Source organism: Caballeronia ptereochthonis (assembly GCF_001545075.1).
Taxonomy (GTDB): Bacteria; Pseudomonadota; Gammaproteobacteria; order Burkholderiales; family Burkholderiaceae; genus Caballeronia; species Caballeronia ptereochthonis.
This window is the reverse complement of record NZ_FCOB02000008.1, coordinates 41,661-56,982: the sequence shown is the minus strand read 5'-3', so window position 1 is coordinate 56,982 and position 15,322 is coordinate 41,661. Positions and strand designations below refer to the sequence as shown.

The following is a 15,322-nucleotide window of genomic DNA, read 5'->3' as shown; positions in this document are numbered from 1 at the left end:
CAGGCGCGCTTCCGAGCCGACCATCAATAACGGACCATCATCATGTCTTCGCCCAAACACGCCAAAGTGCTGATTCTCGGTTCCGGCCCCGCCGGCTACTCCGCCGCCGTCTATGCCGCGCGCGCGAACCTGTCGCCGCTGCTCATCACCGGCCTCGCGCAAGGCGGCCAGCTGATGACCACCACCGACGTCGAGAACTGGCCGGCGGACCCGGCGGGCGTGCAGGGTCCGGAACTGATGCAGCGTTTCGAGGAACACGCGCGCCGCTTCAACACCGAGATCGTGTTCGATCACATCCACACCGCGAAGCTCAACGAGCGGCCGTTCCGGCTGATCGGCGACTCGGGCGAATACACCTGCGATTCGCTCGTCATCGCGACGGGCGCATCGGCGCAATATCTCGGCGTGCCGTCCGAAGAAGCGTTCATGGGCCGTGGCGTGTCCGCCTGCGCGACCTGCGACGGCTTCTTCTATCGCAACGGCGAAGTCGCGGTGATCGGCGGCGGCAACACGGCCGTCGAGGAAGCCATCTACCTCGCCGGCATCGCGAAGAAGGTGACGGTCGTGCATCGCCGCGACAAGTTCCGCGCCGAGCCGATCCTCATCGACCGTCTGCTCGCGAAGGAAAAGGAAGGCATCGTCGACATCAAGTGGAACCACGTGCTCGACGAAGTGACCGGCGACAGCTCCGGCGTCACCGGCCTGCGCATCAAGGACACGCAAACGGGCCAGACCACGGACATTTCGCTGCAGGGCGTGTTCGTGGCGATCGGTCACAAGCCGAACACCGACCTCTTCGTCGGCCAGCTCGAGATGAAGAACGGCTACATCATCACGAAGGGCGGCACTTCCGGCGACGCCACCGCGACGAGCATCCCCGGCGTGTTCGCGGCGGGCGACGTGCAGGATCACGTCTATCGCCAGGCGATCACGAGCGCGGGCACGGGCTGCATGGCCGCGCTCGATGCTCAGCGCTATCTCGAGACCATCGACGAGACGCCGACGCCGCATTCGATGAGCCACGAAGCGGATCGCTGATCGGCCTTCCGGGGCGCGGAAAGGCGCGGCGAGACATTAAAATATGTGTCGCCCGCTTTCCGGAAAGCGTCCATCGCCGGCGCCGGGCGTTTCGCACCGCGCATCCGGGTTGCAGAACGGGCCACGGTTCACGCCGCCGGCCCGTTTTCGTTTCGACGTGCGTCTGGCCGCGTTTCATGCGCGGGCATCCGGCAGCGCGCGCGTGGCACAATCGGCGCGCTGCGCGTCGAGTCTGCTTCCTGACGATTTCCGCTGGCCGAACGATGCCGAAGAATCTCCCTCACCCGAACGAGTCGAAAGTCCGGCGCACGCAAGCGCCGCGCGCGGCCGCGCCCGCGGAACCCGGCCCGGCCGATGCGCGCGACGTAGCCGCCGCCGTGAAGCGCGAGGGTCTCGCCGGCCTGTCGTCGCTCAAGCGCGCGCTGAAGGCCGACGCCGAGAAGCGCGAGGTGCAGCGCGTCGCTCAAGCGCGCGCCGAACGCGAAGCCGTCGCCGAAGCGGACGAGTTCCGCCGCGCCATCGGCGAAGTCGAGCCGCTCAGGACGCCGCCCCGCACGACGATCGCCCGCGTGCCGCCGCCGCCCGTGCCGCTGCAAAGCCGCCGCGACGAGGAAGCCGTGCTGCAGGAAGCGCTCTCCGACGAGTACGACCCCGAAAGCCTGCTCGACATCGACGAAACGCTGTCCTACCACCGGCCCGGCATCAGCCAGGAAGTCGTCAGGAAGCTCCGGCGCGGCGCGTGGATCGTGCAGGCGCAGCTCGACTTGCACGGCATGCGCCGCGAGGAAGCGCGCGAGGCGCTCGCGGAGTTCATCCGCGAGTCGGTGAAGCGCGGGCTGCGCTGCCTGCGCGTGATCCACGGCAAGGGGCTCGGCTCCATCGGCCGCGAGCCGGTGCTGAAGGGCAAGGTGCGCGCGTGGCTCGTGCAGAAGTCGGAAGTGATCGCGTTCTGCCAGGCGCGCCCGCACGACGGCGGCGCGGGCGCGGTGCTCGTGCTCCTGCAGCCGCACGGCGCGCCGCGGCATCACAACCATCCGCAGGACAAGAGCCGCGGGCCCGGACCCCACAGTGCACCCTAGACTTTCCCTCGCCATCGCCATCATGGAGGCGCTCGCGATCTTCGCGTACGCCTTCTCGGGGCTCATCGAGGCGCGCAAGCGCCGGCTCGACGCGGTCGGCGCGTTCCTCGTCGCGCTCGTCACGGCGTTCGGCGGCGGCACGGTGCGCGACGTGCTGCTCTCGCGCCGGCCGTTCTACTGGGTCGAGCATCAGGACTACGTGCTCTTCATCTTCGCCATGTCGATCTTCGCGCCGCTCTTCCTGCGGCTGACCTCGCGCCTGTTCGACCAGCGCGCGCTGCTCGTCACCGATGCGATCGGGCTCGGCCTCTTCAGCGTGTCGGGCACCTCGATCGCGCTCGACGCGCAGATGCCCGCCTTCACCGCGACGATGATGGGCGTCATCACCGGCGTGTTCGGCGGCGTCCTGCGCGACGTGCTCTGCAACGAGATCCCGCTGATCCTGCGCGACTCGCGCCCCTACGCGGTGTGCGCATTCGCGGGCTGCTGGATCTATCTCGGGCTCGAGCGGCTCGACGTCGACACGGTCTACAACGTGCTCCTGTCGACGGCGTTCATCCTGCTCGCGCGGCTCGTCACCTTCAAGTTCGATATCCGCCTGCCGCACTAGCGTCGAGCGGGCATGGGAGGAGAAACGGGCGGGAAAACCCCTCCTTTTGCTACAATCCGGTAGTTTTCTAGCCCCGCATCCGGCCGCGACGCGTGCACGCGCCGGTCGCCACTACGCACACAGAACATGAACATCGAGCAAGCGCGTTTCAACATGATCGAGCAACAGATTCGTCCGTGGGAAGTGCTGGACCAGGACGTGCTGAACCTGCTCGCGATCGTCAAGCGCGAGAACTTCGTTCCCGCCGCGTACCGCAACATCGCTTTCGCGGACCTCGAAGTGCCGCTGCCCGGCGGCGAGCGCATGCTGGCGCCGAAGATCGAGGCGCGCATCCTGCAGGAGCTCGCGGTTCACAAGGCCGAAACGGTGCTGGAAATCGGCACGGGCTCCGGCTACATGGCGGCGCTGCTCGCGCACCGCGGCCGCAGCGTGACCACGGTCGAAATCTCGCCGGAACTCGCCGGCTTCGCGAAGCAGAACCTCTCGGCGAACGGCGTGACGAACGTGGAAGTGATCGTCGGCGACGGCGCGCTCGGCTGGGACCAGGGCGCGCCCTACGACGTGATCTGCGTGTCGGGCGGCCTGCCGGTCATGCCGCAGGAATTTCTGGAACAACTGAAGATCGGCGGCCGCATCGCGGCGTTCGTCGGATCTGCACCCGTCATGAAGGCGCAAATCATCACGCGCGTCGATGAAAAGCAGTTCCGCGTGTCGGACGTGTTCGAGACGCTCGTCGCGCCGCTCAGGAACGCGGTGCATCCGTCGCTGTTCCGGTTCTGAATCAGGTCCGCGCCGCCGGGCGAATCGTCGCGGCGGCGCCCCCTCTCGTCTTATTAAGTTTTCCATGCAAAATCTCACCGCACCCGAACTCGCCGCGTGGCTCGCCGATTCCTCGCGCCCCGCTCCCGTTCTGCTCGACGTGCGCGAGCCGTGGGAAATCCAGACGGCCAAGATCGAAAACATCGTGTCGATTCCGATGCGCGACATCCCCGCGCGCAGCGAGGAACTCGACGACGAAGCGCAGATCGTCTGCATCTGCCATCACGGCGCGCGCAGCGCCCAGGTCGCCATGTTCCTGGAATCGCGCGGCTTCACGCAGATGTTCAACCTGTACGGCGGCATCGATGCGTGGTCGCGTCAGGTCGACCCGTCGGTTCCCACGTACTGATCCTTCTACCTCCGAACCGCTCGCTCATCCCGCGCTGGACCACAGCGCCGTGCCGTTCGCCGAATAGATGACGAGATGCCCGTCCTTCTGGATGGACGCGTAGGCGCCCGGATTGCCCGAGGTGTGCGTCTGCCACACCATTGCGCCGTTGCTGTCGTACATCGCCAGATTGCCGTCCTCCTGCATGCGGATTTCGACGCCCGGCGTGCCGCTCACGTTCGATGACCAGACCGCCACGCCGTCCTGCATCGCGATGAGATAGCCATCGCCCTGCAGGCTCAGCGCGACATTTCCGCTGCACGCCGCGAGCGACTCGCCCAGCGCGAGGCCTTCGCCCGTCGCGATATGGCCGCACGCGCCCGGCGAATTGATCGGCGGCAGCGCCGCGAACCAGGTGAGATCGACCGCTTTCGCGATCGCCTGCATGCCCGCGTCGTTCGGATGCAGGTCGTCGCCGCTGTTGAAGGCCGGCACATAGGCAGCGCTGTCGCCGTCCTGGCCGCCGGTCACTTCGGCCAGATCGAGCACCGCATCGCAGCCACTGCCGCCGTCGCGGAGAAACGCGTTCACGTCCTCGCGCGTGCTTTCGATTGCGGGCGTCCATTCGGCGAGGCCTTTGAACGGCGTCAGCGTCGAGCAGATCACGCCGACGTTCGCGGCTTTCGCCTGCCGGATCAACTGCCGGTACGCACCGACGAGCTGCTGGTAAGTCGCCGGGTTGCCGTTGATGAGGCCGTTCACGGCGTCGTCGGAGACGATCACCCATTTGACGTTCGCCTGCCCGAGCACGTCGCGGCCGAAGCGCGCAAGGCCCGCCTGACCCGAGGCGTCGGTGAAGAAATCGTTTCCGCTGATGCCCTGGTTCAGCACGCCGACCGTCATGCCCGCGCGCGCCAGCCGGTTCGCGAGCAGGTTCGGCCAGCGCCGGTTCGTGTTGGGCGTGGACGACAACCCATCCGTGATCGACGCGCCGAACGCGACCACGGCGCCCGTCGCGGCGGCGTTCATCACGTCGACGTTGGTGAGGAAATAGTACGACTGTCCGCCCGCCGCATTCACGACGCCGCCCGCGAACGCCGGGTCGCTGCTCACGTCGCCCGGCGCGACGTAGACGTCCTGCAAGCCGTCGACGTGGCCGGTCGAATTCGGCGGTGTCTTCGACGGAATGTGAAAGCTCACGGCGATGTCGGCGAGCGCCGGAACCTGGAACGCGACCGCGTCGCTCTGCACCGCGCCGCCCGCGGGAATCGTCACATAGGACTGGCCGTTGAAGGTGACCGGGCGATCGGTGCCGGCGATCGTGCGCGCCCCGCGCGAGCGGCGCGCGACATGGACATCGCCGATCGTGACGGGCTGCGCGCCGAACAGATTGGAAAACTTCAGGCGCGCCGCCGTGCCGCCGATACTCGTGCGCACGATATGGCGAATCGTCTGATTGTTGAAGCCGGGGTCGGGCGTGATCGCGGGCGCGATCGCCCAGGTACCGGTCCAGGGCGCGGTCGTCACGACGCCCTGAGCGAAGTAATGCGACGTGTCCGGCCAGGAGAGGAAGACGACGAGCGCCAAGCCGATCAGCCTGCGAAGCCCTGGTTTCACGTCAGCCTCCTTGTTTTCGGACGGTCGTCCACGCGCAGGGTATTCCGCAGAACGACTCCGCGGATTCACTGTGCCCGGCGCCGCCGCGCAATTTGGTAGAGCGAAACTAGACCATGGTGCCCACCGTCGCCGTGCGCTGCCGTACAGACATCGCAAAACCGCGAACCACGCGGGTCGCATAAAAAAAGAGCCGCATGAGCGTTCGCTCATGCGGCTCTTCCCGAGGCGCTTCCCGCGCCGCGCGGATCAGACGACGTTCATCGCCAGCGCGCTCGCGCGGTAATGTTCCGCGGCCTTCTCCGTGTCGCCGAGCTGCTCGTGCAGGCGGGCGAGCGCCCGATGCGTGCGGATCTTGAGCGGCTCGTTGTCGGCGAGCTTCAGCGCCGATTCGAGGAAGGCCTGCGCCTTGCCCCACAGCTGCTGATGCAGGCACAGCCGGCCGAGGGTGAAAAGCAGGTCGGCGTCCTCGGTGCGCTCCTTCTGCCACGCTTCGGCGCGCTGGATCAGCGGGAACGCGTCGCCGCCGACGATGCAGTCCGGATAGCGCCGCAGCAAGCGCGCGTCCCAGTTGTGCGCGAGCGCATCCTCGACGATCTTCTTCGCCTCCGCGCGCCGGTCGAGCGCGATCAGCAGTTCGGCGGCGAGATCGGCGAGACGCGGCGACTGGCGCTCGGTCGCCGAGAGCGATTGCCACAGTTCCAGAAGTGCGTCAGGGTTATGCCGCCGGTCGCGCAGGAGATTTTCCGCCGCCACCTGCCGCAGCCGCACCGCGACCGCCGGATGCAGCGCCTCGCGCTTTTCCAGCACACGCACGAGCTTGAGCACTTCGCCCCAGTTCTTCAGTTGCTGCTGCGCGCGCAGCGCGATCTGCTGCGCGTGGATGCGCCGGCTGCCCTGCGCCTGCATCTCGGTGAGCGCGACGAGCGCGCCGTCGGCGTCGCGGCCATCGGCGCGCATGTCGGCGGTCGCCATCAGGCGCGCGTCCTGCCAGTCGGCGCCGGCGACCTGGGCGAGCCATTCGTCACGGCGCGCGTACTCGTGCAGCCGATGCGCCGCGTTCGCGCCGATCAGCCCGGCCGCGCCCTTGTTGTCGTCGACCGAAAGCGCGTCGCGCGCGGCCTTCTCGGCCTTCGAGAAGCGCCCGGCGTACAGATGGCCGACCGCATCCCGCAGCGACGCATTCGCCTTCGCGAGCTTGCTGCGCGCGCGATACGCGGCGACGCGCGACGGCATCTTCCACACGCCGCGCGCCGCGCGAATCAGCGCGTACAGCACGATGAACATCACGACGAGCGCCACGATGAACAGATTGAGCGACACGTCCACGCGATACGGCGGCATCACCAGCAGGATCTGTCCGCCGTTGAAGCCGCCGACGGTCGCGACGATCACCGCGACGGCGAATAGCAGCGCGAGCCAGATGAGTCCACGAATCGTCATCATCCGCCTCGCTTGAACTGATGGACGGCCGCGAGGCTGGCGTTCAGGTTCGGCACGGCGACCGCGAGCGACGCCTGATCGACCTGCTTCACGAGATCACGCACGGCCTGTACCTTCTTCGACGACGCGTCGAAGTAGCGCGCGAGCGCCGCGTCGGCGGCGTGCAGGTCCGACTTGAGCGCCGGCTCGCTGCGCGAAAGGAGCGACAGGCGCGCGGACAGCAGGCGCAGCTTCACGTTCTCGCGCACGAAGTAGCCCTGATCGGGCGAGGTGAGCATCGCGTCGGCGTTGTCGATGCGGCGCACCGACACGAGGCTCGACAACTGCTGCCCGATGCCGCTCGTGATCTGCCGCCACAGCACCTTCCAGCGCGGCTCGCCGGTGGCCGCCGCGATCGACGCGCTATTCGCCGGCGCGGCGGCCTGCGCATGGGCGCGCGCGATCGGCGCTTCGCCCGCGAGCGGTAGCTGGTCGATCTGCTCGATGGCCGTGTCGAGCTTGATCGCGAGGCCGGTGAGATCGGTGGTCGGCGTCGCCTTCAGTTTGTCGATGTCCTGCGCGATGGCCTTGCGGATCGCCACCACCTGCGGGCCGGTGGTCGCGGCAAGGCGCGTGTCGGCGCTCTGCAGCGCGAACAGAGCCAGCTGCACATTGCCGGTCAATTGCAGCTGCTGGCTCGCGCTCGACAGAATTTGCTCGACTTCGGCGACGGTCCAGTCGTCGCGATTGCTCGCGAGATCCTGGTACTGCTGCTGCAGCGCCTGGCTGTGCGCTTCGGCATCGGAGAGCTTGCCTTGCAGCTGGATGATCTGCGTGTTGAGCGCGGTGGTCGCGCTCGCCGCCTGATCGGCTTTCGCGCGCAGATCGGCGTTCTGCTCGTCGGCCTGGGCGAGACGCTGCGACATCTCGGTGTCGGCGCGGTCGAACTTGCGGTTCAGGACGAAGGCGCCCGCGCCCGCCGCCACCGCCAGAATGACGACGACGAACCACAACAACACGATGCCCGCGCCGCCGCGACGCTTCTGCTGCTCAAAAGGCGTGAAGGGCGTGTTCGGCGGCAAGGGCGGTGTCACGTTCGGCTGAGGTGAAGCTTTCTTGGAATCGTTCGAGTCAGTCATGCGTGATTGAGCCGGTTGGTGGGCCGGCGCGGTGGCCGGTTTGGCGTCCGTCGGCGCGGATGGGGAATGAATCGGGCTCGACGCGCTCGCGCTTCTGCTCGCGCCTGTGCTCGCGGACGCGCTCGCTTGTGCGTGGGCCTCCGAATCGCCCGATCCGCGTCCTGCTTCCGCCTGCGCGGAAGCACGGGCGAGGTCGAGCGGGAACAACGCTTCCAGCGAGTGCACGATGCGTTCGTCGCCCGCGCCGGACACCGTAATCCTATCAAAACCCGCTCCCCGCGCGGCCTCGGCGATGCGCGGGTGCGGGCAGACGAGCGGCGTGCGCTTGAGCTGCACGATTTCGTCGGCGGTGAGGTGCTCGTGCGCGAGCTCGTCGAGATTGCGCACGCCTTCGGAGCTCGTCAGCAGCCACGCGTGCCGGCCGTCCGGCAGGCCCGCGAGCAGCGCATGAATGCGCTCCCATTTCCGCATCGACGGCTCGGGCAGCACGCGGCGATACGCGGCGGCTTTCTCGACCCGCGCGCCCGCTTCGGCGAGGCGCTCGGCAAGCCACTCGCGGCCGCCGTCGCCGCGCACGATCAGCACGCGCTTGCCCTCGAGCCCGTTCGCGCCGAAATGCGCTTCGATCGCGGCGTAGAGCGCTTCCGAATCGAAGCGCGGATCGGCTTCGTCCGCCGAAGGGCTGATCACGCGATGCGCCGGCGCGTGCACGCCCTGGCGCGTCAACGCCGCGACCGATCCCGGGCCGACGACCGCGACCGGCAGATCCGCGGGCCACGGCGCGCCGAGCCGGCTGAACGCGTGATCGATCGCATTCGGCGACACGAACACGACGAGCGCGTAGCGCGCGGGCGCATCGGGCGGGAGATAGAGCTCGTCGAGCGCGGCGCGCAGGGAAGAATCGTCGGCGACGGGCGCGATGTCGATGAGCGGGAAGTCCAGCGTGTCGAATCCGGCGCCGGCAAGAAGCGCGAGCAGCCCGGGCGACTGTCCGGCCGGACGCGTGATGACGATCGTGGCGCGGCGTTCGCTCGCCATCAGGACTTCGGCCCCGAGGGAGCGGTGTTCGGAGCGTCGGCGCGGCTCGCCGTCGTGAGCGCGTTCACGATGTCCATCGCGCCTTGCGCCTCGAGGTCCGCCGAGACGCGCTTGCCCAATGCGAGCGCGGCGGCGAGATCGGGCGAACGCACGGCTTCTTCCGCGCGCAGCACGCGCCTGCCGTCGGGCATGGACACCGCGCCGCGCAGATGCAGCGCGTCGTCGCGCCATTCGGCGAAGGCGGCGAGCGGCACCTCGCAACTGCCGCCGAGCGCGCGCGACACCGCGCGTTCCGCTTCGACCGCGAGCGCGGTCCTTTCATCGTGCAACGGCCTGAGCCACGCGGCGAGCTCGGCGCGGTCCGCGCGAATCTCGATGCCGAGCGCGCCCTGCCCCGCCGCCGGCAGGCTCTGCGATGCATCGAGCCGCGCGCGGATGCGCGCCTCCAGGCCGAGCCGCTTCAAACCGGCCGCCGCGAGAATGATCGCCGCGTACTCGCCGCGATCGAGCTTGGCCAGACGCGTATCGAGATTGCCGCGCAGCGGACGCACGTCGAGATGAGGAAAGCGCGCGCGGATCATCGCTTCGCGGCGCAGGCTCGACGTGCCGACGACGCTGCCCGCGGGCAGCGCCTCGAGCGATTCGTAGTGCGGCGACACGAACGCATCGCACGGATCTTCACGCTCGAGAATGGCGCCGAGCGCGAAGCCTTCGGGCAGTTCCATCGGCACGTCCTTCAGCGAATGCACGGCGAGATCGGCGCGGCCGTCGGCGAGCGCCGCCTCGAGCTCCTTCACGAAAAGACCCTTGCCGCCGACCTTCGAGAGCGTGCGATCGAGAATCTGATCGCCGCGCGTCGTCATTCCGAGGATTTTCACGTCGCAAGATGGATATAATTTGTGCAGCGCACACCGCACATGCTCGGCCTGCCACATGGCAAGACGGCTTTCCCGCGAAGCGATGGTGAGGCTCGCGGGCGGTGTCGTGGAATGCGTCTCGGAATTCATTGATGCTCGATCGAATGACGGGATGGATGAATGGATATTAGCGAACAATGGTAGCACGCACGCCAAGGTCCACTGACAGACGGGCAGCGCGCGAGAGCCTTGTCCGATGCGCCTTTCGGGGCGTCCGCGGTGCGTTTGAATCGGCGTGAGCGGCGGCAACAGCCGCATCGTGCCCGATGAACGCTTCCGGGCGCGAGGAACGGCGCGGCATGCTGTCGCCGGTTTGACGCACGGCCGTTCACCACGGCCGGCGGTTTCCTGCAGGATGCGGCGCTTTCCGAAGTCGCCGCGTCACGTCGATGTGTCTTTGGCTTCGCAGCTTCTGAGAGGAACCCAACGTGACGTCTTCTGGATCGGCACGCTCCGCGCGCCGCAACGCCGCATTGCCCGAGTCTTCCTCCGACGCGTCCGCCGCGGCGTCGTCGCCCATCGTCACGAAGGCCGCCACGGCCGCGAAGGCATCGAAAGCGGCCGCCGCGCCGAAGGCGAGGCCCGCCGCACCCGGCGTCAAGGCCGCGGTGAAGCCCGCCGCGACCCGGGCCAAAGCCGCACCGCGTCCGAACGGCGCGGCGCGCGCGAAGCCGTCGAGCCGCACCCGCGACGACAAGGACCGCCCGCTCTTCGAGGACATCCGCTTCCTCGGCCGCCTGCTCGGCGAAGTGCTGCGCGAGCAGGAAGGCGACGCCGTGTTCGACGTGGTCGAAGCCATTCGTCAGTCGGCCGTGAAATTCCGCCGCGAGGACGACAGGGAGGCCGCGCAGACCCTCGAGAAACGCCTGCGCGCCCTGTCGCCGGAACAGACGGTCTCCGTCGTGCGCGCGTTCAGCTATTTCTCGCATCTCGCGAACATCGCCGAGGACCGGCATCACAATCGGCGCCGCCGCATTCACGCGCTCGCGGGCTCCGGCTCGCAGCCGGGCACGATCGCCTATGCGATCGAGCGCATGCGGGAGCAGAAGAACGTCAGCGCGACGCGCAAGCTGCTGGAGAAATTCTTCGGCGACGCGCTGATCGTTCCGGTCCTCACCGCGCACCCGACCGAAGTGTCGCGCAAGAGCATTCTCGACGCGCAGCACGACATCGCGCGCCTGCTCGCCGAGCGCGACCAGGAACTGACCGCGCGCGAGCGCGCCCACAACGCGGCGGTGCTGCGCGCGCGCGTCACCTCGCTCTGGCAGACGCGCATGCTGCGCGACGCGCGCCTGACCGTCGCCGATGAAATCGAGAACGCGCTGTCCTACTATCGCGCGACCTTCCTCGAAGAGATTCCCGCGCTCTACGCCGACATCGAAACCGCCCTCGGCGAGCACGGCCTGCCCGTGCGCCTGCCGCCGTTCTTCCAGATGGGAAGCTGGATCGGCGGCGACCGCGACGGCAATCCGAACGTCACGGCGCAGACGCTCGAGACCGCCATCACGCGGCAGGCGACCGTGATCTTCGAGCACTATCTGGAACAGGTTCACATGCTCGGCGCGGAGCTGTCCGTGTCGAATCTGCTCGCGGGATCGAGCGATGCGCTGAAGGCGCTCGCCGATGCATCGCCTGACCAGTCGCCGCATCGCACCGACGAGCCTTATCGGCGCGCGCTCATCGGCATCTACACGCGGCTTGCGGCGAGCGCGCGCGTGCGCCTCGGCGAAGGCGCGGTCGCGGTGCGCAGCGCGGGGCGCGGCGCGGCGCCCATTCGCGCGACGCCCTACGCCGATGCCGCCGAGTTCACGCGCGATCTTCACGTGCTGATCGACTCGCTCACCGAGCATCATGGCGCGTCGATGTCGATCCTGCGTCTGTCGCCGCTCGCGCGCGCGTCCGAAGTCTTTGGCTTCCATCTCGCGAGCATCGACTTGCGGCAGAGCTCGGACATCCACGAAGCGGTCGTCGCCGAATTGCTCGCGCGCGCGGGCGTGGTGGCCGATTACGCATCGCTTTCCGAAGAACAGAAGCGTGAGGTGCTGCTCAAGGAACTGGCCCAGCCGCGTCCGCTGCGCCTGCCGTACGCCGAGTATTCCGATCTCGCGAAAAGCGAACTCGGCGTGCTCGAAGCCGCGCGCGAAACCCGCCAGAAGTTCGGCGCGCGCGCGGTGCGCAACTACATCATCTCGCACACGGAAACCGTCAGCGATCTGCTCGAAGTGATGCTGCTGCAGAAGGAAACGGGCGTGCTGCAAGGCTGCGTCGGCAGCAAGGACGATCCGGCGCGCGACGGCCTCATGGTGATTCCGCTGTTCGAGACCATCGCCGACCTGCGCAATGCGCCCGTCATCATGGGCGAGTTCTTCGCGCTGCCGGGCATCGACAAGCTCATCGCGAATCAGGGCAACGAACAGGAAGTGATGCTCGGCTATTCGGACAGCAACAAGGACGGCGGCTTTCTCACGTCGAACTGGGAGCTTTATCGCGCGGAACTGGCGCTCGTCGCGCTCTTCAAGGAGCGCGGCACGACACTGCGGCTCTTCCACGGCCGCGGCGGCACGGTCGGACGCGGCGGCGGCCCGACCTATCAGGCGATCCTGTCGCAGCCGCCGGGCACCGTCGACGGACAGATTCGCCTGACCGAGCAGGGCGAAGTGATCGCGAGCAAGTTCGGCAATCCGGAAATCGGCCGGCGCAATCTGGAGACGGTGGTCGCGGCGACGCTGGAGGCCTCGCTGCTGCCGCACGAAAACGCGCCCGCGCAATTGCCGCAATTCGAAGAGGTGATGCAGACGCTGTCGGACGCCGCGATGGCCGCGTACCGCGCGCTCGTCTACGAGACGCCCGGCTTCACCGATTACTTCTTCTCTTCGACGCCGATCGCGGAGATCGCGGAGCTGAACATCGGCAGCCGCCCGGCGTCACGCAAGCTGCAGGATCCGAAGCAGCGCAAGATCGAAGACCTGCGTGCGATTCCGTGGGGCTTCTCGTGGGGGCAATGCCGCCTGCTGCTCACCGGCTGGTACGGCTTCGGCAGCGCGGTGTCGGCCTATCTCGACCACGCGGGCTCGGATGAAGAACGCGCGAAGCGCTTGGCCACGCTGCGCAAGATGCACAAGACGTGGCCGTTCTTCAAGAACCTGCTGTCGAACATGGACATGGTGCTCGCGAAGACCGATCTAGCGGTTGCATCGCGCTATGCGCAGCTCGTCACCGACAAGAAGCTGAGAAAGCACGTCTTCGACCGTATCGTCGCGGAACACCAGCGCACCTGCGACGCGCTCGCCGAGCTCACCGGCAGGAACGAGCGTCTCGCGGACAACCCTTTGCTCGCGCGCTCGATCAAGAACCGCTTCCCGTATCTCGATCCGCTCAACCACTTGCAGGTGGAACTGCTCAAGCGTCACCGCGCGGGCGATCAGAACGTGCGGCTGCGGCGCGGGATTCACCTGACGATCAACGGGATCGCGGCGGGCTTGCGCAACACCGGCTGACGCGCCTGCACGCGCAGTGAAACGCGGCGTCGCTGCCTTCCCGGCGCGACGCCGTTTTTTTAGTCCCGGCGCTTCGCCTCGATCATCATTGCATCGAGCTCGAAGGAGCAATCGTCCTTCACGCCGAAATACTGGCGCACTTCGTCGGGCGCGCCGTTCCACATCGAGCGGATGGCCGTCACGCGCTCGGGCGGCGTGCGCATCCGCGTCACCCACGACTCGAACTCGAGCGGAATGCGCCAGCGCTCCGTCACCTGTGCGTCGAAGCCTGCGGCGTCGAGCATCGCGATCCATTCGTCGGCGCGGTAGTCGCGAATGTGCGAGGCGTCGCGCAGCAGCTCGATCGCCTGGATGTGCGTGTCGTAGAGCGGATCGTCGATGCCCGCGATATCGATGAATTTCAGCCGCCCGCCAGGCTTCAGGACGCGATGCACTTCCTTCAGGGCGGCCGGAACGTCGCGCCAGTGATGCGCGCTCATGCGGCTCACGGCCCAGTTGAACGTCGCGTCGGCGAACGGCAGCGTTTCGGCCGCGCCCTGCTGCGTGCGGATCGTGGTCAGGCCGCGCTCCTTCGCGGCGGCTTCGACCGTCGCGAGCATCTGAGGCGCGATGTCGTAAGCCACGACCTCGCGCACGTGCGGTGCGATCGCGAAACTCGCGTGGCCGGCGCCGCAGCCCATGTCGAGCACGCTCGCGCTGCCGCACGTGGCCGCGAAGGTCGCGGCGAGATTCTGCAGATCCGCACCGCTCGCGTGAACCTGGCTCGTGAGATAGGCGGCGGCGGTGCTGCCGAATGCATCGGCGACCTGGTCGTGGTGTTTCATCGTGGACTCCGGAGTTCGTCGTGGGGATGGTCTGCCGCTACAATAGAGCCCGCTTTGTACCAGTACAAGCTGACAGATTATTCTGGTATCTAAACCACCATGTCGACAGCGCCCGCGGCCGGTCGAAGGGTCCAAGCTTCATGAGCGCCTTAGAAAAAACCCCCGCAGAACCTCTCGCCGAGACGCCCGCGCATGCGCTCGGCGAATTCATCCGCGCGCATCGCGAGCGCCTGTCGCCTCAGGCGGTCGGCCTCGCGCCCGGCCCGCGCCGCCGCACGCCGGGCCTGCGCCGCGAAGAAGTCGCCCAGTTGTGCGGCGTGAGTCCGACCTGGTACACGTGGATCGAGCAGGGCCGCCCCGTGTCCGCGTCCGCCGATGCGCTCGCGCGCATCGCCGTCGCCCTGCAGCTTTCGCGCGCCGAACGCGCGTATCTGTTCGAGCTCGCCGCCCAGCGCGATCCCGCCGAGCCGGACCCCGCGAGCCAGGACGCGCCCGCCGCGCTGCTCCAGACGGTCGGCCTGATCGGCGCGCCCGCCTACGTGCTCGACCGCCAATGGAACGCGCTGCGCTGGAACGGGCACGCGGCCGAGCTGTTCGTCGGCTGGCTCGACGGCGCGCACGACCGCAATCTGCTGACCTACACCTTCACGTCGCCGGCGGCGCGGGAGCTGATCGTCGACTGGGAGACGCGCGCGCGGCGGCTCGCCGCCGAGTTTCGCGCCGATTCGATCCGCCATCTGAACGATCCGCCGACGCGCGCGCTGATCGACGATCTGAGCGCCGCGAGCGATGCATTCGCGCGCTACTGGGCCTCGCAGGACGTGTTCGAGCGTGAAGGCGGCGAGCGCGCGTTCAATCATCCGGCGCGCGGGCGTATCGTGTTCAATCAGATCACGTTCAAGCCGGCGCATCGCGAGGATCTGAAACTGGTGATACTCGTGGGGAGCGCATAGCGCCAAATGTTAAAATCGTCGACTTCCGGCTTGCAGAACGGGCC

12 protein-coding genes are annotated in these 15,322 nt (G+C 67.8%); 7 read left to right on the top strand and 5 right to left on the bottom strand.

Going from position 1 to position 15,322, the window contains the following annotated elements; genetic code table 11:
- Window positions 1–42 precede the first annotated feature (42 nt).
- From trxB to AWB83_RS10215, 5 genes are all read left to right on the top strand, one after another.
- Complete coding sequence (gene trxB, locus AWB83_RS10235) at window positions 43–1,038, top strand: thioredoxin-disulfide reductase (protein ID WP_087044877.1); 996 nt, start codon at window positions 43–45, stop codon at window positions 1,036–1,038.
- A gap of 263 nt (window positions 1,039–1,301) precedes the next feature.
- Window positions 1,302–2,117: a Smr/MutS family protein gene (locus AWB83_RS10230; protein ID WP_087045181.1), complete on the top strand. Its 816-nt coding sequence runs from the start codon at window positions 1,302–1,304 to the stop codon at window positions 2,115–2,117.
- Window positions 2,107–2,727 (top strand): trimeric intracellular cation channel family protein, encoded by a 621-nt coding sequence (locus AWB83_RS10225; protein WP_087044875.1) that lies wholly within the window; start codon window positions 2,107–2,109, stop codon window positions 2,725–2,727. The genes AWB83_RS10230 and AWB83_RS10225 overlap by 11 nt, the downstream gene beginning before the upstream one ends.
- Before the next feature lie 126 nt (window positions 2,728–2,853).
- Window positions 2,854–3,507, top strand: a complete 654-nt coding sequence (locus AWB83_RS10220; protein WP_087044873.1) for a protein-L-isoaspartate O-methyltransferase family protein — start codon at window positions 2,854–2,856, stop codon at window positions 3,505–3,507.
- Between the two features lie 64 nt (window positions 3,508–3,571).
- Window positions 3,572–3,895 (top strand): rhodanese-like domain-containing protein, encoded by a 324-nt coding sequence (locus AWB83_RS10215; RefSeq protein WP_087044871.1) that lies wholly within the window; start codon window positions 3,572–3,574, stop codon window positions 3,893–3,895.
- A 24-nt stretch (window positions 3,896–3,919) separates the two neighbouring features.
- Here AWB83_RS10215 and AWB83_RS10210 read toward each other — a convergent pair whose 3' ends face one another.
- The 4 genes from AWB83_RS10210 to hemC form a co-directional block, all read right to left on the bottom strand.
- Window positions 3,920–5,491 carry a GDSL-type esterase/lipase family protein gene (locus AWB83_RS10210; RefSeq protein ID WP_087044869.1) on the bottom strand — a complete coding sequence of 524 codons (1,572 nt, stop codon included), beginning with the start codon at window positions 5,489–5,491 and terminating at the stop codon, window positions 3,920–3,922.
- Window positions 5,492–5,737: 246 nt separating this feature from the next.
- Window positions 5,738–6,931: a heme biosynthesis protein HemY gene (locus AWB83_RS10205; protein WP_208636738.1), complete on the bottom strand. Its 1,194-nt coding sequence runs from the start codon at window positions 6,929–6,931 to the stop codon at window positions 5,738–5,740.
- Complete coding sequence (gene hemDX / locus AWB83_RS10200; RefSeq protein ID WP_087044864.1) at window positions 6,931–9,087, bottom strand: fused uroporphyrinogen-III synthase HemD/membrane protein HemX; 2,157 nt, start codon at window positions 9,085–9,087, stop codon at window positions 6,931–6,933. The genes AWB83_RS10205 and hemDX overlap by 1 nt, the downstream gene beginning before the upstream one ends.
- On the bottom strand, window positions 9,087–10,094 hold the full coding sequence (hemC, locus tag AWB83_RS10195) for a hydroxymethylbilane synthase (protein WP_087044862.1): 1,008 nt from the start codon (window positions 10,092–10,094) through the stop codon (window positions 9,087–9,089). The genes hemDX and hemC overlap by 1 nt, the downstream gene beginning before the upstream one ends.
- Window positions 10,095–10,432: 338 nt before the next feature.
- On the opposite strand from hemC, the gene ppc reads away from it, so the two are divergent.
- Window positions 10,433–13,501, top strand: coding sequence for a phosphoenolpyruvate carboxylase (gene ppc / locus AWB83_RS10190; RefSeq protein ID WP_087044860.1), 3,069 nt, complete (start codon window positions 10,433–10,435; stop codon window positions 13,499–13,501).
- A gap of 59 nt (window positions 13,502–13,560) precedes the next feature.
- Here the strand turns inward: ppc and AWB83_RS10185 are convergent, their stop codons facing one another.
- Window positions 13,561–14,325, bottom strand: a complete 765-nt coding sequence (locus AWB83_RS10185) for a class I SAM-dependent methyltransferase (RefSeq protein ID WP_087044858.1) — start codon at window positions 14,323–14,325, stop codon at window positions 13,561–13,563.
- Window positions 14,326–14,465: 140 nt separating this feature from the next.
- On the opposite strand from AWB83_RS10185, the gene AWB83_RS10180 reads away from it, so the two are divergent.
- Window positions 14,466–15,278: a helix-turn-helix transcriptional regulator gene (locus tag AWB83_RS10180; protein WP_087044856.1), complete on the top strand. Its 813-nt coding sequence runs from the start codon at window positions 14,466–14,468 to the stop codon at window positions 15,276–15,278.
- The last annotated feature ends 44 nt before the right edge of the window (window positions 15,279–15,322 follow it).

Bases quoted from the DNA above. Each gene is read 5' to 3' on its own strand.
- trxB (WP_087044877.1), top strand. From the start codon at position 43: ATGTCTTCGCCCAAACACGCCAAAGTGCTGATTCTCGGTTCCGGCCCC.
- AWB83_RS10230 (WP_087045181.1), top strand. From the start codon at position 1,302: ATGCCGAAGAATCTCCCTCACCCGAACGAGTCGAAAGTCCGGCGCACG.
- AWB83_RS10220 (WP_087044873.1), top strand. From the start codon at position 2,854: ATGAACATCGAGCAAGCGCGTTTCAACATGATCGAGCAACAGATTCGT.
- AWB83_RS10215 (WP_087044871.1), top strand. From the start codon at position 3,572: ATGCAAAATCTCACCGCACCCGAACTCGCCGCGTGGCTCGCCGATTCC.
- AWB83_RS10205 (WP_208636738.1), bottom strand. From the start codon at position 6,931: ATGACGATTCGTGGACTCATCTGGCTCGCGCTGCTATTCGCCGTCGCG.
- hemDX (WP_087044864.1), bottom strand. From the start codon at position 9,087: ATGGCGAGCGAACGCCGCGCCACGATCGTCATCACGCGTCCGGCCGGA.
- hemC (WP_087044862.1), bottom strand. From the start codon at position 10,094: ATGAATTCCGAGACGCATTCCACGACACCGCCCGCGAGCCTCACCATC.
- AWB83_RS10185 (WP_087044858.1), bottom strand. From the start codon at position 14,325: ATGAAACACCACGACCAGGTCGCCGATGCATTCGGCAGCACCGCCGCC.
- AWB83_RS10180 (WP_087044856.1), top strand. From the start codon at position 14,466: ATGAGCGCCTTAGAAAAAACCCCCGCAGAACCTCTCGCCGAGACGCCC.